At 39.7% G+C, this 24,037-nt stretch carries 21 protein-coding genes and 1 other annotated feature; of the genes, 19 read left to right on the forward strand and 2 right to left on the reverse strand.

The annotated features are described in order from the left end of the window. Window positions 1-28 precede the first annotated feature (28 nt). Window positions 29-844: a pyrroline-5-carboxylate reductase gene (proC, locus tag O1Q79_RS06485; RefSeq protein ID WP_386691031.1), complete on the reverse strand. Its 816-nt coding sequence runs from the start codon at window positions 842-844 to the stop codon at window positions 29-31. Between the two features lie 240 nt (window positions 845-1,084). Between proC and O1Q79_RS06490 the strand changes: the two genes are divergently transcribed. The 19 genes from O1Q79_RS06490 (at window position 1,085) to O1Q79_RS06580 (ending at window position 23,147) form a co-directional block, all read left to right on the forward strand. After that, window positions 1,085-2,089 (forward strand): ornithine carbamoyltransferase, encoded by a 1,005-nt coding sequence (locus O1Q79_RS06490; RefSeq protein ID WP_386691034.1) that lies wholly within the window; start codon window positions 1,085-1,087, stop codon window positions 2,087-2,089. Window positions 2,090-2,097: 8 nt separating this feature from the next. After that, entirely contained in the window at window positions 2,098-3,027 is a 930-nt protein-coding gene (gene arcC, locus O1Q79_RS06495; RefSeq protein ID WP_386687302.1) for a carbamate kinase, read from the forward strand. A 54-nt stretch (window positions 3,028-3,081) separates the two neighbouring features. Next, window positions 3,082-4,602: a YfcC family protein gene (locus O1Q79_RS06500; protein ID WP_386691037.1), complete on the forward strand. Its 1,521-nt coding sequence runs from the start codon at window positions 3,082-3,084 to the stop codon at window positions 4,600-4,602. A 126-nt stretch (window positions 4,603-4,728) separates the two neighbouring features. Continuing rightward, complete coding sequence (locus tag O1Q79_RS06505; protein ID WP_386691040.1) at window positions 4,729-5,214, forward strand: Lrp/AsnC family transcriptional regulator; 486 nt, start codon at window positions 4,729-4,731, stop codon at window positions 5,212-5,214. A gap of 56 nt (window positions 5,215-5,270) precedes the next feature. After that, on the forward strand, window positions 5,271-5,453 hold the full coding sequence (locus tag O1Q79_RS06510; protein WP_386691043.1) for a hypothetical protein: 183 nt from the start codon (window positions 5,271-5,273) through the stop codon (window positions 5,451-5,453). Next, window positions 5,443-5,739 (forward strand): helix-turn-helix domain-containing protein, encoded by a 297-nt coding sequence (locus tag O1Q79_RS06515; RefSeq protein WP_386691046.1) that lies wholly within the window; start codon window positions 5,443-5,445, stop codon window positions 5,737-5,739. The genes O1Q79_RS06510 and O1Q79_RS06515 overlap by 11 nt, the downstream gene beginning before the upstream one ends. Window positions 5,740-5,774: 35 nt before the next feature. Then, complete coding sequence (gene rdgC, locus O1Q79_RS06520) at window positions 5,775-6,680, forward strand: recombination-associated protein RdgC (RefSeq protein WP_386691049.1); 906 nt, start codon at window positions 5,775-5,777, stop codon at window positions 6,678-6,680. A 57-nt stretch (window positions 6,681-6,737) separates the two neighbouring features. Further along, on the forward strand, window positions 6,738-7,994 hold the full coding sequence (locus O1Q79_RS06525) for an aromatic amino acid transporter (protein ID WP_386691052.1): 1,257 nt from the start codon (window positions 6,738-6,740) through the stop codon (window positions 7,992-7,994). 5 nt (window positions 7,995-7,999) lie between these two features. Further along, the gene (locus tag O1Q79_RS06530) at window positions 8,000-8,776 is read left to right on the forward strand and encodes a class I SAM-dependent methyltransferase (protein ID WP_386691055.1); all 777 of its coding nucleotides are present in this window, start codon (window positions 8,000-8,002) and stop codon (window positions 8,774-8,776) included. Further along, entirely contained in the window at window positions 8,773-9,462 is a 690-nt protein-coding gene (locus O1Q79_RS06535; protein ID WP_386691058.1) for an NAD-dependent epimerase/dehydratase family protein, read from the forward strand. The genes O1Q79_RS06530 and O1Q79_RS06535 overlap by 4 nt, the downstream gene beginning before the upstream one ends. A 114-nt stretch (window positions 9,463-9,576) precedes the next feature. Continuing rightward, window positions 9,577-9,713, forward strand: a sequence feature (His leader region). A 37-nt stretch (window positions 9,714-9,750) separates the two neighbouring features. Further along, entirely contained in the window at window positions 9,751-10,650 is a 900-nt protein-coding gene (gene hisG, locus O1Q79_RS06540; RefSeq protein WP_386691061.1) for an ATP phosphoribosyltransferase, read from the forward strand. Between the two features lie 14 nt (window positions 10,651-10,664). Next, window positions 10,665-11,960, forward strand: a complete 1,296-nt coding sequence (hisD, locus tag O1Q79_RS06545; RefSeq protein ID WP_386693364.1) for a histidinol dehydrogenase — start codon at window positions 10,665-10,667, stop codon at window positions 11,958-11,960. Window positions 11,961-12,036: 76 nt separating this feature from the next. Beyond that, a complete protein-coding gene (rhuM, locus tag O1Q79_RS06550; protein WP_386691064.1) occupies window positions 12,037-13,026 on the forward strand; it encodes a RhuM family protein in 990 nt (329 codons plus the stop codon). 13 nt (window positions 13,027-13,039) lie between these two features. Next, window positions 13,040-14,092 (forward strand): histidinol-phosphate transaminase, encoded by a 1,053-nt coding sequence (hisC, locus tag O1Q79_RS06555; protein WP_386691067.1) that lies wholly within the window; start codon window positions 13,040-13,042, stop codon window positions 14,090-14,092. Window positions 14,093-14,253: 161 nt separating this feature from the next. Further along, a complete protein-coding gene (locus O1Q79_RS06560; RefSeq protein WP_386691070.1) occupies window positions 14,254-19,506 on the forward strand; it encodes a RecQ family ATP-dependent DNA helicase in 5,253 nt (1,750 codons plus the stop codon). Window positions 19,507-19,737: 231 nt separating this feature from the next. Further along, complete coding sequence (locus O1Q79_RS06565) at window positions 19,738-21,234, forward strand: UbiD family decarboxylase (RefSeq protein WP_386691073.1); 1,497 nt, start codon at window positions 19,738-19,740, stop codon at window positions 21,232-21,234. A 73-nt stretch (window positions 21,235-21,307) separates the two neighbouring features. After that, window positions 21,308-21,895, forward strand: coding sequence for a UbiX family flavin prenyltransferase (locus O1Q79_RS06570; RefSeq protein ID WP_386691076.1), 588 nt, complete (start codon window positions 21,308-21,310; stop codon window positions 21,893-21,895). Between the two features lie 32 nt (window positions 21,896-21,927). After that, entirely contained in the window at window positions 21,928-22,647 is a 720-nt protein-coding gene (locus O1Q79_RS06575) for a DUF554 domain-containing protein (protein ID WP_386693365.1), read from the forward strand. Between the two features lie 65 nt (window positions 22,648-22,712). Next, complete coding sequence (locus O1Q79_RS06580) at window positions 22,713-23,147, forward strand: hypothetical protein (protein ID WP_386691079.1); 435 nt, start codon at window positions 22,713-22,715, stop codon at window positions 23,145-23,147. On the opposite strand, the gene O1Q79_RS06585 is transcribed toward O1Q79_RS06580, so the two are convergent. Then, entirely contained in the window at window positions 23,144-24,022 is an 879-nt protein-coding gene (locus O1Q79_RS06585) for a LysR family transcriptional regulator (RefSeq protein WP_386691082.1), read from the reverse strand. The genes O1Q79_RS06580 and O1Q79_RS06585 overlap by 4 nt on opposite strands. Window positions 24,023-24,037: the final 15 nt, after the last annotated feature.

Genomic DNA, 24,037 nt, shown 5'->3' on the forward strand with positions numbered 1-24,037 from the left:
CCCCTTTTTTAGGGGAGCGAGCGTTATTCTAAAACAACTTCTCCATTTCTTTTGAGCGCTCAACACAAGCCAACATCGCCTGTTCCACAATCTGTCCTAACTGTTTCTCATCAAACACATTTAACGCTGCCGCCGTTGTTCCACCCTTTGATGTCACATTTTGTCTTAAAGTAGCTAATTCAACCGTTGGATTTTCCACCACCATGTTAGCGGCACCTAAAGCTGATTGTTGCACTAATAAACGAGCTTGTGATGCACTTAATCCCATTTTTAGCAACGCTTGCTGCATGGCTTCCATAAATAAGAAAAAATAGGCTGGACTGGAACCTGAGGCTGCAGTTACGGTATGCATATCGCTTTCATTATCGACCCAACAAGTTTGTCCTACCGCTTGTAATAGACGTTCAGCAAATTGTTTATATTCCATTGAAACATTCGCCCGAGCAAATAAGCCAGACATCCCCGTAGAAACTAATGCGGGTGTATTTGGCATGACTCGTACAATGTTATCCGCATGGAATAAAAGTGCGGTGATTTTTTCCACTGAAATGGCTGCCATAATAGAAATCACTAATTTTTCAGAAAAATCCACCGCACTTAATGCGGAGCAAACGTCACTTGCCACTTGAGGTTTAACCGCTAATACCATGACATCGCTCTTTTCTACTGTGGTTTGGTTATCGGTCGAAAATAACACTTTTTTTTCTGTAAATAACGATCGTTTATCTTCATTAGGATCACACACCGTAATCAAGTTAGCAGGATAGCCAGTTTTCAATAAACCAAACACTATAGCTTGTGCCATATTGCCGCCACCGATAAAACAAATAGATTTTTGTTGCATTGTTTTTCCTTTTCGTTCGTGATGATAGATAAGATTATAATCAAACAAAAAAGAATTTTCCCATTTATTTTATTTCTCGCATAAAATGCGAAATATTTCATTTTTTCTCTTATTTTATTGCAAATCTTTACAATAGTTTTGCTAAAATTGCAGCAAATTTAATTTATTACGCTTTACAATAAAATTGAAATCAAAAGTAGATACTTTTGAATTATATCACTTATCTATAGGAGAAATATTATGGCTTTTAATATCAAAAACAGACACTTACTCAGTCTTGTTAATCATTCTGAACGTGAAATTCGTTATTTGCTTGATCTTTCTCGTGATTTAAAACGGGCGAAATACGCAGGCACTGAACAACAAAAGCTGAAAGGTAAAAATATTGCATTAATTTTTGAAAAAACATCAACACGTACACGTTGTGCCTTTGAAGTCGCTGCCTATGACCAAGGGGCAAATGTTACTTATATCGATCCAAATTCTTCCCAAATCGGACACAAAGAAAGCATGAAAGACACCGCTCGGGTATTGGGGCGTATGTATGATGCAATTGAATATCGTGGTTTTAAACAAAGTATTGTTAATGAATTGGCTGAATATGCGGGTGTGCCTGTCTTTAATGGACTAACCGATGAATTTCACCCAACCCAAATGCTTGCTGATGTGTTGACCATGATTGAACATTGTGACAAACCATTAAATCAAATTAGCTATGTTTATATCGGTGATGCACGTAATAATATGGGGAATTCTCTATTATTAATTGGGGCGAAATTAGGTATGGACGTACGTATTTGTGGTCCGAAAGAACTCTTGCCTGAAGCAGAACTAGTGGCAATGTGCGAAAAATTTGCCCAACAAAGTGGAGCAAGAATTACCGTGACAGACGATATTGATCGTGCGGTGAAAGGGGTAGATTTTGTCCATACCGATGTGTGGGTATCAATGGGTGAACCTTTAGATAGTTGGGGTAAACGAATTGATTTGTTAATGCCTTATCAAGTCACGCCTGAATTAATGAAACGCTCTGGCAATCCTAAAGTGAAATTTATGCACTGTTTGCCTGCGTTCCATAACAGCGAAACAAAAGTTGGTAAACAAATTGCCGAAAAATACCCCGCACTAGCCAATGGTATTGAAGTGACTGAAGATGTATTTGAGTCACCAATGAATGTGGCATTTGAACAAGCGGAAAACCGTATGCACACCATTAAAGCTGTGATGGTTGCCAGCTTGGCTTAGGAGGAAATATGCGAATTGTGATTGCTCTAGGGGGAAATGCGTTATTACGCCGTGGAGAGCCGTTGACCGCAGAAAACCAACGGCAAAATGTACGTATTGCTTGTGAACAGATTGCTAAAATCTATCCCCATAATGAATTAATCATCGCTCATGGTAACGGTCCGCAAGTGGGTTTACTTGCCTTACAAGGGGCAGCTTATAAAGACGTGCCGACTTATCCGCTTGATGTGTTAGGGGCGGAATCGGTGGGGATGATTGGTTATATGATTCAACAGGAATTGGGTAATTTAGTACCATTTGAGGTACCGTTTGCTACCATATTATCCCAAGTGGAAGTGGATAAAAATGATCCTGCGTTCCAACACCCGACTAAACCGATTGGTCCTGTTTATACCAAACACGAGGCTGAACGTTTGGCAAAAGAAAAAAATTGGACAATCGCTCAAGATGGCGATAAATATCGCCGTGTTGTGCCAAGCCCATTACCAAAACGTATTTTTGAAATTCGCCCTGTAAAATGGTTATTAGAAAAAGGCAGTATTGTGATTTGTGCCGGTGGTGGCGGTATTCCAACCTATTATGATGAGCAAGGCTCACTACATGGGGTGGAAGCGGTGATTGATAAAGATTTATGTTCTGCTTTGCTGGCAGAAAATATTGAAGCGGATTTATTTATCATTGCAACCGATGTTTCTGCTGTCTTCCTTAACTGGGGAAAACCCGATCAACAAGCGATTGCCCAAATTCACCCCGATGAACTCAGCAAACTACAGTTTGCTTCAGGTTCAATGGGACCAAAAGTGCAAGCGACAATAAACTTTGTTAATCACACTGGCAAAGATGCTGTGATTGGTTCGTTGTCTGACATTGTTGAGATCGTAAAAGGTACAGCTGGTACTCGTATTAGCAAAAATACCAAACATACCACTTATTACTAATTACGCACTTGAGAATAGAGGCTAATTAGCCTCTATTCTGATAAGGAGTTTATTATGAGTAGTACAAAAAAATTTAAATTTCCCACCGCATTTACCATACTTTTTATCATATTAATTATTGCCGTGGGACTCACTTGGATTGTTCCCGCAGGTTCATATTCAAAACTAACCTACAATAGTACAACGCAACAATTTGTGGTGAAATCGCATCAACAAGAAGATCAATTTTTACCAGCTACACAAGAATCGCTTGAGCAACTTAATGTAAAAATTAAACTAAATAATTTCCTTGAAGGCAAAATTAGAAAACCCATTGCTATTCCAGGTACATACAGACAGGTTGAACAACAACCCAAAACGTTAAAAGATATTACTCTCAGTATGGTCAATGGGACGATTGAAGCCGCAGATGTGATGGTTTTTATCTTCGTACTGGGTGGTATGATTGGTGTAATCAATCGCACAGGTTCTTTCAATGCAGGTTTGACTGCGTTGGCTAAACGAACCAAAGGCAATGAATTTTTGATTGTATTCAGTGTTTCCGTACTCATGCTTATCGGCGGCACAACCTGCGGTATTGAGGAAGAAGCGGTGGCATTCTATCCGATTCTCGTCCCTGTATTTATTGCATTGGGCTATGATGCAATCATCTGTGTAGGTGCAATATTCTTGGCTTCATCAATGGGAACTGCATTTTCTACCATTAATCCGTTCTCGGTGGTCATTGCTTCCAATGCGGCGGGTATTCAATTTACCGAAGGTATCAGTTTCCGCATACTGGGTCTTATTTTAGGCGGTATTTCGGTGATTACTTATCTTTATTGGTACAGTAAAAAAGTCAAAGCGGATCCAACTTTCTCTTATTGCTATGAAGAACGGGAAGAATTTGAACAACATTATTTAAGTTCTCATCAAGGTGATAACAATGAACTTGAATTCAACACGAAACGCAAAATTATTCTGACACTATTCTGCCTTGCCTTTATTATTATGGTATGGGGAGTGATGTTTGGCGGCTGGTGGTTCCCACAAATGGCATCATCTTTCTTGGCAATCACGATTATCATCATGTTCCTATCCCGTTTATCCGAAGATGAAGTGCTTAATGCGTTTACGACTGGTGCAGCGGATTTAGTGGCAGTATCCTTGATTATCGGCTTGGCTCGCGGGGTAAATTTAGTGCTTGACGAGGGCATGATTTCAGATACGATTTTGAACTACGCTTCCAACCTTGTAGCAGGTATGCCACCGACAATATTCATCTTGGCACAATTAGTGGTATTTATCTTCTTGGGTTTGTTTGTACCGTCTTCTTCAGGTCTGGCTGTATTATCTATGCCGATTATGGCTCCGCTTGCCGATGCTGTCGGTATCCCACGCGATATAGTGGTATCCGCTTACAACTGGGGACAATACGCCATGCTCTTCTTAGCACCTACAGGATTGGTCTTGGTTACATTACAAATGCTGCATATTCCATTCAATAAATGGGTCAGATTTGTCATGCCGATGATTGGAATGTTATTGCTGATAGGTTCTATTTTATTAGTGGTTCAAGTTTCATTATATGCTTGACCTAACGCACAATGATAAAGCAGTTACCTTATCTAAGTAACTGCTTTTACTTAATTTATTTTTATTTACAAAAAATAAGGCGACTTGTATCATGAGCTAGGTCACAAATAGATAAGGAAAATTAAAATGCCAACCAAAATTCTTGATAATACTGATTTACGCATTTTAAGAGCGCTGCAACAAAATGGAAAACAACAAAATAACGAACTTGCTGAAACCGTTGGTCTATCTAGTTCTGCTTGTTTACGGCGGGTAAATTTACTTGAACAAAGTGGTGTCATTGATAAATATGTGTGCCTACTTAACCCGAAAAAACTAAACCTTAATGTGACTATCTATATTCTAGGTTCATTCATTGAAGAAGATCTTAAATTAAAAGAACGCTTTATCTTTGAAATGCGGTTAATTCCACAAATTACCGAATGTCATTTTATGGCAGGCGATTATGATTTTATTTTAAAAATCCAAACCCATGATTTAGATGAATTTTATAGTTTACAAAAACAATATCTAACCACGTCATTAGGTATTAAAAATCTAAAAACAGAAATTATTCTACAAACTGTAAAAAATACGACTGAATTACCCCTTTCACCTTATTATCAAAAATAGCAAGAATTGGGATAATAACTCGTCTTGTATAATCACTCTTGATTATAGCAAAAAATATGTTACCATTATCACCAAAGATTAGATTACACAAGCCAATTATGTTTACCCTACACCTTATCAAACAAGCTCAAAAAGAAATTCTCAAAATGCCAGCCACATTAAGAGAATCGACTTTTGAATCCCTTAAACAGCTTGAACTACAAGGCAATCAACTAAAAGAGCAACTCCATGCAAAATGAAACCTATGAATTTGTCACCCTTGCGGACTTTGAAAAAGAATTAATGCAAGATCCTGAATTTGCCGAATTACGCCAAGCACGTGAAGTGCAACAAAAAATGATTGCAGAATTAAGACGATATCGCTTAACTCAACATCTTTCACAAGGTGAAATTGCTAAACGTACTGGTATCAAAGCTCAAAATATCAGCCGTCTTGAACGTGGTTTAGTGCGTCCAACCTTGGAAACGATCACACGTTATGCCCACGCTTTAGGTGGTTCTATTGTATTCCAACCTAATACATAAAATTATTTCATAAATTTATCTTTTAAGGACATTCTATGTGGTTCAAAAACGCCATTATTTATCGTTTAACCAAAAATCTTGATTGGTCGGATAGCCTATTACAAAACTGCCTTTCACAAAACGAATATCATCCCTGTAATCAGTCAGACACCAGTAAATTCGGCTGGGCAAAGCCCTTACGTAATACTGATTTACTCTATTTTTCCAACGGTAAACAGCTTCTATTAGTTGCACATAAAGAAGATAAAATTTTGCCGAATCATGTGATTAAACAAGAGTTAGACGAACGTATTCGTCAGTTGGAAGAAAAAGAAAATCGCAAACTGAAAAAGACGGAAAAACAGGCACTAAAAGATGATGTGGTGGCGATGTTGTTGCCCCGAGCTTTTAGTAAACATCAGCAAACAGCGATTTGGATTAACACCGAAACCAATTTAATTTATGTTAATGCAGCCTCTTATAAACGAGCCGAAGATGTGTTGGCATTGTTGCGTAAATCGTTAGGATCGTTACCTGTGGTGCCATTAGCTTTTGCCAATGAACCCTCTATCGTGATGACCGATTGGTTGGTGAAACAAAAAATACCGTCTTTTTTCACCGCACTTGAAGAAGGAGAATTAAAAGCCTCTGATAATCAAGGCATTATTCGTTATAAAAATCAGTCGTTGGAAAGTGAAGAAATGCTCTCTCATTTGCAAAGTGGCAAATTTGTCACCAAATTATTGTTAGACTGGGAAGATCATTTGAGCTTTGTATTAAACGATGACGGCACGCTTAAACGCTTAAAATTCGCCGATAATATTCGTGAGAAAAATGATGATATTCTGCAAGAAGATGTCGCTCAACGCTTTGATGCAGATTTTATTTTGATGACTGGTGAATTAGCAAAATTAACCGAACATTTACTAGATGAATTTGGTGGCGAAAAACAACGGTTGTAATTATTTTATTGTACTACTATAATAGTGCAATTTTAAAATAACCCTAGGAATTATCTCATGACAACACAAAAACAACCGTCTTTACTCGGCGGTATTATGATTATTGCGGGTGGCACGATCGGGGCAGGAATGCTCGCCAACCCGATTTCCACTGCTGGTGTTTGGTTTACTGGCTCATTGCTGATTTTGCTTTATACTTGGTTTTGTATGACTTCATCAGGTTTAATGTTATTAGAAGCCAATTTACACTACCCGACTGGATCGAGTTTTAATACCATTGTCAAAGACTTACTCGGCAATGGTTGGAACGTCCTCAATGGCTTATCCCTTGCCTTTGTAATGTACATTTTAACCTATGCCTACATTACCTCAGGCGGTGGTATTACCGAAGGATTTATTAATCAGCTGTTAAGCAGCGAACAAAGTGCGGTGGAAATTGGACGAACTTCGGGATCGTTAATCTTTGCTGTGGTATTAGCTTTGTTCGTCTGGTTCTCCACCAAAGCCGTGGATCGCTTTAGTACGGTATTAATCGCAGGTATGGCGATTGCATTTTTCCTGTCTGTCGCCAGTTTAATTTCCTCCGCCAAACCTGAAATTCTATTGGATCAACTTGCCCCAGCGGATACCGCTTATTTACCTTACGCTATGGTGGCGTTGCCTGTGTGTTTAGTGTCCTTTGGTTTTCATCAAAATGTACCTAGCCTCGTGAAATACTATGATCGCAACGCCGCTAAAGTGGTAAAATCCGTAGTATTAGGCACCGCAACGGCGTTAGTGATTTATGTGTTGTGGCAATATGCGGTGCAAGGCAATTTACCTCGCAATGAATTTGCCCCTGTGATTGCAAAAGGTGGCGACATTGCAGCGTTACTCGATGCGTTACATCAATATATGCAAACCGATTACATTGCTCTCGCTCTGCGTTTCTTCGCTTATATGGCGATTGCCAGCTCTTTCTTAGGGGTGACGCTCGGTTTATTTGACTATATCGCTGACTTGTTTAAATTTGACGACAGCGGATTAGGGCGTGCCAAAACGGCATTAGTGGTGTTCCTACCGCCATTATTATTAAGCCTCCAATTCCCTTATGGTTTTGTGATCGCTATCGGTTATGCTGGTTTAGCCGCCACCGTATGGGCAGGGATTGTGCCAGCCTTATTAGCGAAAGCCAGCCGTGAACGATTTGGTCAAAGTAAATACACCGCATTCGGTGGTAACTTTATGATTTACTTTATTTTCCTATTTGCGATTTTAAATATCGTGGCTCAACTCGGTATGCAATTTGGCTGGATTGCAGATTTTAAAGGCTAATTTTAATGCACATTTCAGTTTACGATAAAGAAAACTTTTTTGAGCTTTATCAAAAACTTCGTGCCAATCCAATCAGTTTAAACAACATTGTGGAGAAACCCACAATGTTGTCTTTATTGCCTGATTTAACAGACAAAAAGCTGCTGGATCTCGGTTGTGGTACGGGCGAACATTTGGCGTTATATTTAGCTCGTAAAGCAGATTTTGTGGTTGGCATAGATCTGTCTTTGGCAATGTTACAACAGGCAGAAAAAAATCTTGCCGATTTTACACCGCACTTTTCTGAACCCCATTTTGCTAAGTCACGCTTTGCCTTGCATCAACTTTCCATGGAAAACTTAGCCGACCTTAAAGAAACCGATTTTGATGTGATTACCAGTTCCTTTGCCTTTCATTACGTGCAAGATTTTCGCCAACTATTAAGCCAAATTTATCGCAAATTAAAGCCCAATGGCTGGCTTATTTTTTCCCAAGAACACCCCATCGTCACCGCTTACCAAGGCGGTGAACGCTGGGAGAAAAATGAACAAAAAGAACAGGTTGCCTATCGGTTAAATTATTATCGAGATGAAGGTGAGCGAGATCGAAGCTGGTTTCAACAACCCTTTAAAACCTATCATAGAACCACCGCAACCATTATCAATGGGCTTATCGAAACAGGCTTTCAAATTGAACAAATGGCAGAACCTATGTTAGCAGATCAAGCCGAATGGCAAGCAGAATTTAAGGATTTACAACACCGTCCTGTGTTATTGTTCATTAAGGCGAGAAAAATAGCATGATTGTAGGTCAAGGCATGATGGCAAAGGCATTTTCTGCTTATGCAGAAGATCCTAAGCATATTATTTTTGCCAGTGGCGTATCAAATTCACAAGAAAAAGACCGCACTTTATTTACCAGAGAAAGCCAATTACTTGAGCAAACGATTTTACACCATCCCGACAAAAAATTAGTTTATTTTAGCACTTGTAGCCTCTACGATCCGTCCCTACAAAATTCGCCTTATGTGCAACATAAACAGAATATGGAACAGCAAGTGCAACGATTAGCCCAGCAATACTTAATTGTGCGTTTACCACAAGTCGTGGGTAATGCCACTAGCCCAACTATCGTAAATTTCCTCTATCAAGCCATTATTCATCAGCAACCTTTTACCCTATGGCAACAAAGTTATCGGAATTTAATTGATATTGATGATGTGGTCACGATTTTAAACGAAATCCTAGCCAATCCTTTGTTTACCAATCAGATCATTAATGTTGCCACGGATAAGATGATCAATGTGCAAAATATTGTCATGATGTTAGAAAATATCACAAAAATCACCGCACTTTATCAATCTATTCCGAAAGGATCTTATTATTCCATTGATATTGCCCCTATTCGCTCAATTTTGGCGAAATTACACCTCAATTTTGCACAAGATTACGTTCAAAAAACCCTTGAAAAATATTATTCCCCCAAATAAAAGAAAAAATAAACAAAAAAACGCTTGCAAGATAAAGTAGATTTCAGTATTTTAAAAGGCAAGCAAAAATCCACTTTAGGAAAATACAATGAATTTCAACCGCACTTTTACGTTTCATCATCACCATCACCGAACCTAATCTTTCGGGCGGATGGTGCTACTCGGAAGATAAAACTTCCGAAGTGGCAAAATAAGTGTGGCGAATCAGCAATATAAACCTTTCGGAAGTCAAATTTCGAAAGGTTTTTTTATACGTTTAATAGGGTCTGTTGACCTAAGGAAATAACAATGTCAAATAGCAAAAGATTACGCATTGCATTACAAAAAAAAGGGCGTTTAAGCAAAGAATGTAACGAGTTGCTTAAACAATGTGGGGTAAAAATCAACTGGAACGAACAACGTTTAATTGCTTATTCGGAAAATATGCCGATTGATATTTTACGCGTGCGTGATGACGATATTCCGGGTTTAGTATTTGACGGCGTGGTAGATCTCGGTATTATCGGCGAAAATGTGTTGGAAGAAGAAGAACTGGGTCGTCAAAATGCAGGGGAAACGGTGGAATATAAAAAACTACGTACCTTGGATTTTGGCGGCTGCCGTTTATCTATTGCAGTGGATCGTGACGAACAATATCACGGCGTGCAGGATTTGCACAATAAACGCATTGCCACATCGTACCCGAATTTACTGAAACGTTATATGGCTGCCAAAGGGGTATCTTACAAAAACTGTTTTTTAAATGGTTCAGTGGAAGTCGCCCCGACCGCTAATTTAGCCAATGCCATTTGTGATTTGGTGTCATCAGGGGCAACCTTGGAAGCCAATGGGTTAAAAGAAGTGGAAGTTATTTATAAATCAAAGGCTTGCCTAATTCAACGTGCCGAACCCTTATCTGATGAAAAACAAGCACTGGTGGAAAAATTATTAACCCGTATTCAAGGGGTGCAACAGGCGGCGGAAAGCAAATATATTATGTTGCACGCCCCGAAAAATAAATTGGAAGAAATCACCGCACTTTTACCCGGTGTGGAAAATCCGACCATTCTGCCATTGGCTCACGATAACAGCAAAGTCGCCATGCACATGGTGAGCCAAGAAAATCTGTTTTGGGAAACCATGGAACAGCTGAAAGAAATTGGTGCTAGCTCAGTGTTAGTGTTACCGATTGAAAAAATGTTGGCATAGGGAGAAACATCATGATGCAAACCTTAATTTGGAAAAATTTATCCGAAAATGAGAAAAAACAGGCTCTCACTCGTCCAGCGATTAGTTCTTCTGCCAATATCCAACAGGCGGTCAATGAAATTCGTGAAAATGTGTTACAAAACGGCGACAAGGCACTATTTGAACTTAGCGAAAAATTTGATAAGGTGAAATTGGACAGCTTAACGGTATCCAAATCGCAAATTGAGCAAGCCACTGCTCGCTTGCCTGATGAACTCAAACAAGCCATTCAAAACGCCAAAGCCAATATTGAACGCTTTCACCAAGCCCAAATTCCACAACCCGTGGATATTGAAACGCAAGCGGGGGTGCGTTGTCAGGTAGTAACACGCCCGATTAATCGGGTGGGGCTATATATTCCAGGGGGATCTGCTCCGTTATTTTCCACCGTGTTAATGCTGGCGATTCCTGCTAAAATCGCAGGCTGTAAAAAAATCGTGCTGTGTTCGCCACCGCCGATTGCCGATGCGATTTTATATGCGGCGGATCTTTGCGGAGTGGAAACGATTTATGCGGTAGGTGGCGCACAAGCCATTGTTGCGATGGCATTTGGCACGGAAAGTGTCGCCAAAGTGGATAAAATCTTTGGACCAGGCAACTGCTATGTCACCGAAGCCAAACGCCAAGTAAGCCAAACTGTCAACGGGGCTACCATTGATATGCAAGCAGGACCTTCCGAAGTGTTGGTGTTGGCTGATGAATATGCTGATCCTGAATTTGTAGCAAGCGATTTATTATCGCAAGCAGAACACGGTGCGGACAGCCAAGTGATTTTAGTCACAAACAGCGAAACACTGGCAGAATATACGCTACTCGCCATTGAGCGTCAATTAAACCAGTTACCGAGAGCCGACACCGCCCGTAAAGCGTTAAGCCATAGTCGTACCTTTATTGCGGAAAACATTACTCAATCCATTGAAATCAGTAATGATTATGCTCCCGAGCATTTAGTGGTGCAAGTGGAAAATGCCCGTGATTTGCTCCCTCAATTAGACAATGCAGGATCGATTTTCTTAGGCGCTTATTCTCCCGAAAGCATGGGCGACTACGCCAGTGGCACCAACCATGTTTTACCGACCTATGGCTATACCAAAACCACATCAAGTTTGGGACTGGCTGATTTTAGCAAACGTATGACTGTACAAGAACTCACCCCACAAGGCTTTAAAGATCTCGCTTATACAGTAGAACTCATGGCTCAAGCCGAACAGCTGGAAGCCCATAGACAGGCGGTGAGTATAAGGTTGGCAAAATTGAAAAAACAAAAATAAATTTTCCACATACAGTATTTTTCAGTTTATTTATATGATATAAATACAGTATCTATGAATTTAACAAGGAAAAATTATGCAAAACCCGATTGAAATATACCAAACCAAAGACGGACAAACTCAAGTTGAAGTACAATTTGAGCAGGATACAGTGTGGCTATCGCAGGTACAGATGGCTAAAGTATTTGATACCACATCAGAAAATATTGTGATGCATTTGAAAAATATTTTTTCTGAACAGGAAGTTGATGAATTTTCAACCACTAAGGATTTCTTAGTAGTTCGCCAAGAAGGTCAACGTCAAGTTAAACGCCAGATAAAACACTATAACTTAGATGCCATTATCTCTGTTGGCTATCGAGTAAAATCCATATCAGCAACACAATTTCGTATTTGGGCAACCCAACGCCTAAAAAACTATCTCGTCAAAGGCTATGCCATTAACCAAAAACGCTTACAGCAAAATGCTAATGAGCTAGAACAAGCCATTGCACTAATTCAAAAAACAGCTCAGTCTAGTGAATTGACCTTAGAAAGTGGGCGTGGATTAGTGGATATTGTCAGCCGTTATGCACAGACGTTTTTATGGTTGCAACAATATGACGAGGGTTTGCTGATTGAACCCAAAACCCAACAAGGCGGTACGTTGCCTACGCTTGAACAAGCTCGTTTAGGTTTGGCGGAATTTAAGCAACAACTTATGGCTCGAGGCGAAGCATCGGATTTATTCGGTCGTGAGCGTGAAGACGGTTTATCTGCCATTTTAGGCAACTTGGAACAAACCGTTTTCGGCGAACCCGCTTATCCGAGTATTGAAGCCAAAGCGGCACATTTGCTGTATTTTATTGTAAAAAATCACCCATTTTCAGACGGTAACAAACGCAGTGGGGCATTCTTATTTGTGGATTTTTTACATCGTAACGGACGTTTATATGATGAACGGGGACAACCCGTGATCAATCAAACTGGATTAGCCGCCTTGACCTTGTTAGTGGCAGAATCTGATCCAAAACAAAAAGAAACGTTAATCCGCTTAATTATGCACATGTTGAAAAAAGAAAATTAAACAGGAACAAACCATGACAATTTCACTACTTTCCCGAAAAAATGTACAGGCGCTTACACCATATCAATCCGCTCGTCGTTTAGGTGGCAAGGGCGATGTATGGCTGAATGCCAATGAATATCCTACTTCACCAAATTTTGATTTATTGCACCGCACTTTTAACCGCTATCCCGAACCACAACCAGAAGCCGTGATTAATGGTTATGCGAATTATGCTGGTGTGAAACCTGAAAATGTGATTGTCACCCGTGGCGGGGATGAAAGTATTGAGCTGATTATTCGGGCATTTTGTGAACCAGACGACCATGTTTTATATTGCCCACCGACATATGGCATGTATTCTGTGAGTGCAGAAACTTGTGGCATTGCGTTAAAAACTGTCCCGTTAACTACCGATTTTCAACTGAATTTAGCCGAAATTGAGCGAAATCTTGATAGGGTAAAAGTCGTGTTTGTATGTAGTCCGAACAACCCGACAGGTACATTAGTTAACCGTGTGGATTTACTCAAATTGCTCGACATCACCAGAAATAAAGCCATTGTGGTGGTCGATGAAGCCTATATTGAATTTTGTCCACAAGCCAGCCTTGTGAATGAATTAGCCAATTATCCGCATTTAGCCATTATCCGCACTCTCTCCAAAGCCTTTGCGTTGGCAGGATTACGTTGTGGTTTTACCCTTGCCAATGCGGAATTAATCGGCATATTGCAAAAAGTGATCGCTCCCTATCCATTGCCTGTGCCAGTATCGGATATTGCTGCTCAAGCCTTGCAACCACAAGGCATTACACAAATGCAAGAACGGGTTAATGATGTGCTAAACAATCGTGCGTGGTTAATTGAACAATTAAGCAAAATCCCAACCGTGGTACAAATTTTTGAAACAGAAGCAAATTATGTATTAGTGAAATTCCAAGACGGTGAAAAAATCTTTAAAGCTCTCTGGGAACAAGGCATTATTTTGCGTGATCAACATAAAGCATTGGGATTGCAGAATTGTATTCGAATTACTATTGGAACAAGAGAAGAACTCGAAAAAACCGTGAAAGCGATTAAATTAGTCTAACTGTTTATAGTTGATTTTGATTAGGGCTTGTGGAAGATTAGGTTTGATCTTCTACGCCTAATTTTCGACCATTTCCTCTATACAATTAAAATTTGTATTGTCCATTTTACAAGCTCATGCTATTTTATTTGATATATTATCTGAATATTTCTTTTTATATCATGGCAATATCAATTCCAGCAATTCTTATTATCGATCTTGAAGTGAATCCAAAAACCGAAACTGTTTTTAAATTAGGGGCATACCGCCCCGATTTGGATAAATCTTATCAAAGTGAAAATTTACGGAATAATCAGGATTTTAAAGCAGCTCTCGAAAAAATTGGACAGGAGGGTTTGGTTAGTGGTGCAAAATGGCTGATGGGGCATAATATTATTGAACACGACCTTAAATTTTTACCTTCCGATCTTGAATGGCTGAAACTGCCAGTAATAGATACATTACGCTTATCTCCATTAGCATTTCCGCAGAATCCCTATCATCGTTTAATCAAAAACCATAAGATTATCGTGTCCGAAATCAACTCACCGTTAGCAGACTGCAAAGCCTGTTGGACACTATTTCAAGATCAATGTAAGGCTTTCACGGTTCTTGCCAAGAACTCTCCACAGGAAATGGCGATTTACCAGCATTTATTCGGAACAATCCCAATTATTAGCCATGATGAAATTTCCCTACCTGAACCGCCTCAACTGACTCACCATCAAGCGGTATATGCCGTTCGTCATATTTTACGGGAAAAAGATGTTGCTCCTGACAGTAAAGAACATTTTAAAGTCTGTCGCACCAGAATGATTGAGTTGTTAAAAACGGATCTGAACAATCCTGACCTACATATTCCTGTAGCTTATGCCTTATCTTGGCTAACTGTTTCGGGCGGTACGTCCGTACTAGCTCCTTGGGTTCGCTATCAATTTCCAGCAACAGCTCGATTACTTGACGAATTACGTAATCATGATTGCCAAAACCCGAATTGCGAATATTGTGCAGGCACACTAAATCCGACCGAACAGCTAAAGCGTTATTTCGGGCAAGGCGGAAAAATCAAATCATTTCGTGATGTAAAAGGCATTGACGGAGGACAAGAAGCTATTGTACGTGCGGGCATGAAAGGCGAACATACCTTAGCCATATTGCCTACAGGTGGCGGTAAATCGCTGTGTTTTCAACTTCCTGCATTAAACCGTTACTATCGTAACGGTGGTTTGACTATTATAGTGTCACCACTGCAATCCTTAATGAAAGATCAAGTGGATAATTTGATTCGTCGAGGTATCTTAGGCGTAGCAGCATTAAACGGAATGTTGGAAATTACCGAACGTGCGGATGTACTAGATAAAGTCGTATTGGGTGACATTGGACTTTTATTTATCGCCCCCGAACAATTTCGTAACAAAAGTTTCGTCAATGCCATCAAACACCGTCAAATTAACGGTTGGGTATTTGATGAAGCCCACTGTCTGTCTAAATGGGGACATGATTTCCGCCCCGACTATTTATATGCGGTTACGTTTATCCAAAAATATCATCAAGAAAACCGCAGTCAAATCGCACCGATCAGCTGTTTTACCGCAACGGCAAAACCCGATGTGCTGAATGATATTATTACTTATTTCCGTCATATTCTCAGTATCGAATTTAAACAATTTATCGGTGATAACGAACGAACCAACCTTTCATACGAAGTATTGGATACCCCGAATAGCAGTAAAAACCAACGCATACACGAGTTATTACAGCGAGAACTGGGACATCAGGAAGGCGGTGCTGTGGTATTTGTCGCACGACGCAAAAGTGCGGAACAATACGCCACATTTCTTCAACGGCAAGGCTGGACCTGTGAGTATTTCCATGCAGGTTTGCAGAAAAACACCAAATCCGACATTCAAGATCGTTTCATTAAAGGTGAGTTACGCATTATTGTCGCCACCAATGCGTTTGGAATGGGGGTGGACAAACCGGATATTCGTTTGGTCATTCATGCCGAAATCACGGGTTCGCTGGAAAATTATCTACAGGAAGCGGGGCGTGCAGGACGGGATCAGCTTGAAGCAAAATGCGTGTTATTATTCAACCGTCAAGATGTGGATGCTCAATTCAGTTTAAACCATAATTCTCAAATTGAACTTAAAGACTTAAAACTGATTTGGAAAAAATTGGGTTATTTGCATACCAAAACCAAGAAAAAAGACGATTCAATCGTCGTCACCACGGGGGAAATTTTACACGATACTGACAGTTATATGAGTTTCGACAGCGATGATAGTCAAGCCGATACTAAGGTTAAAACGGCTTTAGCTTGGTTAGAGCGGGCTGATTTAGTCGAACGCAGTGAAAACCACACGCGTATATTTCCTGTACGTTCGGGTCATCTGAATTTAACTCAGGCTATTGCAAAGATTGAAAACGCAAAACTGCCCAAATACAAAAAAGAATTGTACCGTACTATTATCGAAATTATTTTTGAATCTCCCGATGACGCACCTCTCAGCACCGATGCATTGAGCAAAGCCCTTGCCTGCGGTTTTGAAGAACTGCGTAGTTATCTCAAAGTGCTGGAAGAATTGGGAATCTTGGTTAATGATACCCGAATGACGATCAATCTGCGTACAGATACCCACAAACCTGCCGAAAAACGTCTGAATCAAATTATTGCATGGGAAGAAAAATTATGGACACTACTGGAAGAAAAACTGCCTCATGCAATGGAAGGTGAGTGGCAAAACATCGCATTAAGTGCTGTCTGTCAGGAGATTAATGGTAACAGTGATGAAGACAATAACAAACAGCAAATTATTCCAACTGATGTTAAATTGTTATTACAATCCCTAGCTTATGATAAAGCCATTAGAAAAGAAGAATGCCATAACGGAAGTTTCGAACTCTGCGATTTGGGCAACGATATGCTTCGCATACGTTTCAAGGATCGTTCCGCTACTTGGGAAAATTTACAAAGTAATGCTGAGTTACGCCGAAAATTATGCCAGCATATTCTGAGCTACTTGATTTCACAAGTAGGTGGATTACGTAGCAAAGATGCCATTGTCGAAACCAGTTTCGGTAAATTGAAAGAAGAGGCAGAACAAAATTCTGATCTTTTTAACGGCATAGGATTATCACAATATGATCTTTTGATAAAACAGGCTTTACTGTTTATGCACAAACAAGATGTCATCAAACTGAATCACGGTATGACCATTCTACGCCACGCCATGACGATTAAAGTCAACCAAACTGCATTGAATGCCAATCCACCTCGCCAATATGTCCGTGATGATTACCAATTACTACAAGATTTTTATAGCGAAAAAATATTCCAAGTCCACGTTATGCAGGAATATGCCGTAAAAGCATTGGAAAATATGAGTCAGGTTTGGAAATTAGTGCGTGATTATTTCACTGAAAAAGAATCTGAATTCAAGAATAAATGGTTCCGAGGACGATTTACCGAACTAGAAGAAACCGTATCAAGTGATACCCGAAAAGAAATTATTGATAACCTAAATCCACAGCAACGAGCGATTGTGGCGGATAAAAGCGAACAAAACCGCTTAGTTTTAGCCGGTCCCGGTGCAGGAAAAACCCGTGTTATCGTACACCGCACGGCTTATTTACTCAGGGTGAGACATGTTGATCCAAAGTCAATTATTGTTCTAGCATTTAATCGCTTGGCTGCACGGGAAATCAAACGCCGTTTGGCAAATTTAGTCGGTAATATTGCTTTCTCTGTCACGGTACTTACCTATGACGGAATGGCGATGCGTTTGCTGGGCATACGTTACAACGACCGTGATAAATCAGAGTGTCGCGAAGAAAGCGATATTTTTAAACAATGGTGCGAACAAGCGACTAAAATGCTGACCAATGGTCTTTCGGTGGGAGCAGAAGATGACAACGATCGAGATCGTATTCTGGCAGGTTTCCAATATATTTTAGTTGATGAATATCAGGACATCAGCGAACACCATTACAACTTGGTATCTGCATTGGCGGGGCGGCAGGCGGATGATTCGGCAAAACTGACCATTCTGGCAGTAGGTGACGATGATCAAAATATTTATGCTTTCAACGGCAGCAGTAATGAATACATCAGACGTTTTCAACAGGATTATAGTGTTACGGAGCCAGATCACCTAACTTATAACTACCGCAGCACCCAAAATATTATTAACGCAGCCAACAGCGTTATTCAAGATGTGCCAGAACGGTTAAAAAACACCCATCAGATTGAAATTAATCCCGAGCGAAATAATGAGTTGAAAGGCGGAATATGGGAATCTATCGATTCCAAACGATTGGGTAGGGTTGCGGTGATTACTGTATCAGAAGAAGGAGATCTCCACCAAAAGAATAATCGACAAACACAAGCCGTCATTAATGAGATCATCCGTTTGAAACAACTTGGTGTAACAGAATATGCGGATTTTGCCGTACTTGCACATAATAACAACACGTTGAAACCAATGCAGGCTTGGTGTGAATTGGAAAACATTCCTTATTTTCTAGCCAAAGAGAATAAAAATAAAATCCGATTAAACAGAAAACGTGAATTTGTAAAATTACGCGAAGCATTAAACGGAAAAGAGTATCTGACATCGCAGGAATTTATAACGTTAATTCTAGATCAACAGGTGGGCGACAAATGGAAGCAGTATTTTGCAGGAATGATCGAAGATTTCAAGCTGGAATACCCTGTTTCTGCCATGAAAGATGACAGTGAGATAAAACATAATACCCAAACCCTGCTGAATTGGCTGTATGATTATACGGGAGATAGCAGCGAAACAGGCATTAACGGTATTTTCCTAGGCACTGTCCATTCAGCAAAAGGATTGGAATTCAAACATGTTTTTGTATTAGATGGGCATTGGCAACAAGATAAAACAGAAGATTCGTCCGCTGCACAACGCCTTTATTATGTGGCAATGACTCGTGCAATCGAAACATTAACCTTGCTACAACACACTTCCGATCACCCATGGATTGCCAAATTACCAAATGATACGGTAAAAAAGAAACAGGCATTTCAATTACGTAGCGATCTTAATACGGAGTATCGCATTTTATCCCTAAGTGAACTGGATATGGATTTTGTCGTACGGAGTCCTGTGTATGCCAATATAAAATCTCGTTTGCAGATTATTCGCAAGCTAAGTACAGGAGAAGAACTTCAATTTAAAAAGAATGAGCGTGGTGGCTATGATTTTTATGCCTATGGTAAAATTGTCGCACGTACATCTAAAAAAGCAGACTCTTCCTTGCCTACCCTACCTGATAATACCAAGGTCATTATCTCAGACTTTTATGTCCGTTATTGGGAAGATGTGGAAGAACAATACCATAAATACTATCCAGCTGAACTAAAAGACCAAAAATGGACTGTTGTTATTCCACAGCTGATTATCTCTGAATAACAACCTGAAAGATCAAGTAAGCCAACAAAGTGCGGTTAATTTTCAAGCCGTTTTAAAATTCTAGAAAAAACAACTGCACTATAAAGGAAAGTTGGTAATAAATGTTTTACTTATAGAAAATCTTTTCTAAGTATTTCTTTTGGTATAGAGAAAATATCTAAACGGTATTAGCCAAATAAAATCCAGCCATTATACTTTCTTGCATATTAATTAACATAAGCGAGGAATATTATGGCTGAACAAACTAGCAAACCCAATGTATATGATTTACGTTCTGCTTTAGCATTATTAGAAACTCTCCCGAATGAATTAGTCTCAACTGATGTTGAAGTTGATCCTATTGCTGAACTTTCAGGTGTTTATCGTTATGTGGGAGCTGGTGGCACAACACCACGTCCGACAAAAACTAATGGTCCTGCAATGGTATTTAATAAAGTAAAAGGCTATCCGAATATACGTGTTGCCATTGGCTTAAACGGTTCTCGTAAACGTATCGGATATTTTTTAGGTTGTCCGCCTGAACGTTTAGGCTTTCTATTGAGAGAATCCGTTAAACACGCTATTCCACCAGTAACTTTAAACTCAAATGTAAAACCTGCCTGTCAAGAGGTGGTGCATTTAGCGAGCGATCCTGATTTTGATTTACGTACGCTTTTGCCAGCACCGACCAATACCATTGAAGATGCAGGTCCTTATTTTACCATGGGTTTATGCTATGCTTCCGATCCTGATACAGGCGAATCCGATATTACTATTCACCGTTTATGCGTGCAAAGTAAAGATGAATTATCGATGTGGTTAACGCCAGGTCGCCATATTGATGCATTCCGTCAAAAAGCTGAAGCTGCAGGCAAACCATTACCTATTTCTATTAGTATTGGTGTTGATCCTGCGATTGAAGTGGCAGCTTGCTTTGAACCGCCAACAACACCTTTAGGCTATGATGAATTAGCGATTGCAGGTGGATTACGTGGTAAAGCAGTTGAAATGACAAAATGTATCTCCATTAATGAACGTGCTATTGCTCATGCGGAAGTAGTGATTGAAGGTGAATTATTACCAGATATACGAGTGCGTGAAGACCAAAACAGCAATACAGGTAAAGCGATGCCCGAATTCCCAGGTTATACGGGGGATGCAAAACCTGCCTTACCGATTATTAAAGTGAAAGCAGTCACCACTCGGCATAATCCAATTTTACGTACTACAGTGGGACCAGGTCAAGAACACGTTAATATGGCGGGTATTCCAACCGAAGCCTCTATTTTAGATATGGTAGAACGTGCGATGCCAGGTCGTTTGCTTAATGTATTCGCTCACACTTCAGGTGGCGGTAAATTGTTAGCAGTCATGCAATTCAAAAAATCAGCCGCCGTGGACGAAGGTCGTCAACGTCAGGCTGGTTTGTTGGCTTTTTCTGCATTTCCTGAATTAAAACACGTTATCGTCGTTGATGAGGATGTCGATATTTTTGACACTGATGATGTGTTATGGGCAATGCAAACCCGTTATCAAGGGGATATTGATACCGTCACCATTTCAGGTGTCCGCTGTCACCCATTAGATCCGTCACAATCACCAGATTATAGCTATAAATTGTTCCAAGCTGGAACATCGTGCAAAACCATTTTTGACTGTACGGTACCATTCCACTTAAAAGACCATTTCCAACGCTGTAAATTTAAAGAAGTGGATGTGAAACGCTTTTTACCTGATTTTGAAAGCTAAATAATTAACAGCCTAATTTTCATCAATAGGATCGGAAATTAGGCTATTTTTAATTTTACCGAAGGGAAAAATAATGAGTAAACGCCGTATTGTGATTGGAATTAGCGGAGCAAGTGGCTTTCAATATGGTTATTGTGCTTTGCAAATGTTACAAAAAATCGAAAATATTGAAACGCACTTGGTGATTTCCAAAGGGGCAGAAATGACTCGCTGTCTTGAAACTGATTATTCAGCGGAGGAAATCAGTGCATTAGCGGATGTGGTACATCCCATTCAAAATCTGGGAGCAAGTATTTCCAGTGGATCTTTTAAAACCATCGGAATGTTGGTTGTTCCTTGTTCTATGCGTTCACTTGCAGCGATTGCTCATGGTATGAGCGATAACCTATTGACCAGAGCAGCAGATGTCACCTTAAAAGATCGCCGTCGTTTAGTGTTAATGGCTCGAGAAACACCGTTAAATCTCGCCCATATTGATAATATGCGTAAAGTTACGGAAATGGGTGCTATTGTTTTCCCCCCTGTGCCAGCGTTTTATAACAAACCACAATCGGTTGATGATATTTTAAAACATAGCGTTGCCCGAGCATTGGATTTATTCGATATACATATTTCGATGCCACGCTGGGGTGAACAAGGTAAAAGTGAAATGGATGAATAATCAATTAAATTCTTAAGGAGTATCTTATGACAATGCCAATTGGTCCATTTGTGAATGGCTCTGCCGTCTTGTTAGGCGGTTTACTCGGAGCTTTTATGGGGGTGAAATTACCTGAACGTGTACGAGCCAGTTTAAATCCATTATTTGGTTTAACTTCTGCTGGTTTGGGTATCATGGCAATCCCTGGCGTAAAATACTATGCTGCGGTAGTTCTTGCTTCCGTGCTTGGTTTAGCCATCGGTGAATGGTTATACCTAGAAAAAGGCATTAACAAAGGGGCTGGTAAATTACGTGGTGTGGTAGATAAAATCTTTCCGCCCGTACAAGGTTTAAGCCCCGATGAATTTGTAGAAAAATTTGTGGCTATTTTGGTCTTGTTCTGTGCTAGTGGGACGGGGGTATTTGGTTCAATGAACGAAGGTATGACAGGTGATCCGTCCATTTTATACATCAAAACCATTTTAGACTTCTTTACCGCAGGCATTTTTGCGATTACGCTAGGCTATGCTGTTTCAACTATCGCTATACCACAATTAGCTATTCAGTTGACATTATTCTTCTTGGCAACATTAATCGTACCGTTAACAACACCAGAAATGCGTGCTGACTTTGCTGCTTGTGGCGGATTAATTATGTTTGCAACGGGGTTGCGTATTATGGGAATAAAATCGTTCCCTGTAGCAAATATGTTACCAGGGTTAATTTTAGTCATGCCAATATCTCATTTATGGGCAACATATATTGCAAATTAAATTGAATGAAAGCCACTATTGACTAATATAGTAATCGTGGCTTTTTTCTTTATAAGGATTTCACTATGACTCAGATTCCTCAATCTATCGTTGATTTTCTGCAAACCCATCATGTTGTTAGTTTAACGACAATGTTCAATAATGAACTTTGGGCGGCAAGCTGTTTTTATGTTTTTGATGAAAAAAACACCGCACTTTGGGTTATGACCAGCCAACAAACTAAACACGGTAGAATGATGTTACAACAAGCCAAGATTGTGGGTACTATCGCAGGGCAGCCCGAAACCATACGAGAAATCCAAGGTATTCAATTTACCGCACATGCTAGGCTAATTGATGATCCTAATGAGTATAAAATAGCTCTTGCTCATTATGCCGAAAAACATACTATGGCAAAATTATTACATACCGATATTTGGCATATCACATTTGATGAACTCAAATTTACCAGTAATAAATTGCTTTTTGCTCAAAAAACTTACTGGAAAAGAACAGATTAAGGTTGATAACCATCGGCAAGAATTTCAGCTAATATAGGTGGCATTGGCGTGGTCGATAATCTCACTACACAGGGAAAGAAAAGCTGTGGATCTGGGGTCACGGGTAAAATATGACAATTCGATAATTTTAGGTTTTTCACTTCTGAAATGGGTAGTAAAGCGGCTGCTCTTATTCCTGACTCAATCCAATCTATGGTTACACTTGGTTGTGAAACTTGCATTAATACTTTGGGTTCAATACCGTTCTTACGCAACTTATCTAACAACACAGCCACAGTACCTCGACCACCACTACGTTTAAGCAAAATCAACGGCAATTTAGATAAATCCGCTAAATGTAGCTGATCAGCTGGAGAAACTAAATCATTATGCACAACCGCGGCTAATGCAGTGCTAGGACAGGCAATATAATCATATCCTTGCATATTTTCAGGTTTTTGCATTAACGCAATATCAATAATTCTCTGCTGTAACAAATATTCCAAATGATCAGAATCCGACACCATGACATCAATTTTTAGATCGGGGGATCGTGCTTGCCATTGTAAAATTAATGGCGTGAAATACTTCTGAAATAAATGGGTCAAGCCAATTTGTAAACATTGTCTATTTTGCTGAGATAAATACAAAATATTTTGCTCTACTTGGGTAAAGTGAGTAAGCAATTCCACTGCTTGTTTATATAAAAACAAACCTGTTTCTGTAGGGCGTAATTTACCATTTTGGCGTATAAATAATTGAATACCTATTTCTTCTTCTAATTCTTGCAAACGTTTCGATAACGGTGGCTGAGAAATATGTAACATCTCTGAAGCTTTGGTGATACTGCCACATTCCAAAATAGTACAAAAATATTTTAATCGTTTAATGTCCATAGAAGATCAAAGCAT

The organism is Lonepinella sp. MS14434, from assembly GCF_042468235.1.
Taxonomy (GTDB): Bacteria; Pseudomonadota; Gammaproteobacteria; order Enterobacterales; family Pasteurellaceae; genus Lonepinella.

Coding starts and splice junctions, on each gene's coding strand:
- proC (WP_386691031.1), bottom strand. CDS start 844: ATGCAACAAAAATCTATTTGTTTTATCGGTGGCGGCAATATGGCACAA.
- O1Q79_RS06490 (WP_386691034.1), top strand. CDS start 1,085: ATGGCTTTTAATATCAAAAACAGACACTTACTCAGTCTTGTTAATCAT.
- arcC (WP_386687302.1), top strand. CDS start 2,098: ATGCGAATTGTGATTGCTCTAGGGGGAAATGCGTTATTACGCCGTGGA.
- O1Q79_RS06500 (WP_386691037.1), top strand. CDS start 3,082: ATGAGTAGTACAAAAAAATTTAAATTTCCCACCGCATTTACCATACTT.
- O1Q79_RS06505 (WP_386691040.1), top strand. CDS start 4,729: ATGCCAACCAAAATTCTTGATAATACTGATTTACGCATTTTAAGAGCG.
- O1Q79_RS06510 (WP_386691043.1), top strand. CDS start 5,271: ATGTTACCATTATCACCAAAGATTAGATTACACAAGCCAATTATGTTT.
- O1Q79_RS06515 (WP_386691046.1), top strand. CDS start 5,443: ATGCAAAATGAAACCTATGAATTTGTCACCCTTGCGGACTTTGAAAAA.
- rdgC (WP_386691049.1), top strand. CDS start 5,775: ATGTGGTTCAAAAACGCCATTATTTATCGTTTAACCAAAAATCTTGAT.
- O1Q79_RS06525 (WP_386691052.1), top strand. CDS start 6,738: ATGACAACACAAAAACAACCGTCTTTACTCGGCGGTATTATGATTATT.
- O1Q79_RS06530 (WP_386691055.1), top strand. CDS start 8,000: ATGCACATTTCAGTTTACGATAAAGAAAACTTTTTTGAGCTTTATCAA.
- O1Q79_RS06535 (WP_386691058.1), top strand. CDS start 8,773: ATGATTGTAGGTCAAGGCATGATGGCAAAGGCATTTTCTGCTTATGCA.
- hisG (WP_386691061.1), top strand. CDS start 9,751: ATGTCAAATAGCAAAAGATTACGCATTGCATTACAAAAAAAAGGGCGT.
- hisD (WP_386693364.1), top strand. CDS start 10,665: ATGCAAACCTTAATTTGGAAAAATTTATCCGAAAATGAGAAAAAACAG.
- rhuM (WP_386691064.1), top strand. CDS start 12,037: ATGCAAAACCCGATTGAAATATACCAAACCAAAGACGGACAAACTCAA.
- hisC (WP_386691067.1), top strand. CDS start 13,040: ATGACAATTTCACTACTTTCCCGAAAAAATGTACAGGCGCTTACACCA.
- O1Q79_RS06560 (WP_386691070.1), top strand. CDS start 14,254: ATGGCAATATCAATTCCAGCAATTCTTATTATCGATCTTGAAGTGAAT.
- O1Q79_RS06565 (WP_386691073.1), top strand. CDS start 19,738: ATGGCTGAACAAACTAGCAAACCCAATGTATATGATTTACGTTCTGCT.
- O1Q79_RS06570 (WP_386691076.1), top strand. CDS start 21,308: ATGAGTAAACGCCGTATTGTGATTGGAATTAGCGGAGCAAGTGGCTTT.
- O1Q79_RS06575 (WP_386693365.1), top strand. CDS start 21,928: ATGCCAATTGGTCCATTTGTGAATGGCTCTGCCGTCTTGTTAGGCGGT.
- O1Q79_RS06580 (WP_386691079.1), top strand. CDS start 22,713: ATGACTCAGATTCCTCAATCTATCGTTGATTTTCTGCAAACCCATCAT.
- O1Q79_RS06585 (WP_386691082.1), bottom strand. CDS start 24,022: ATGGACATTAAACGATTAAAATATTTTTGTACTATTTTGGAATGTGGC.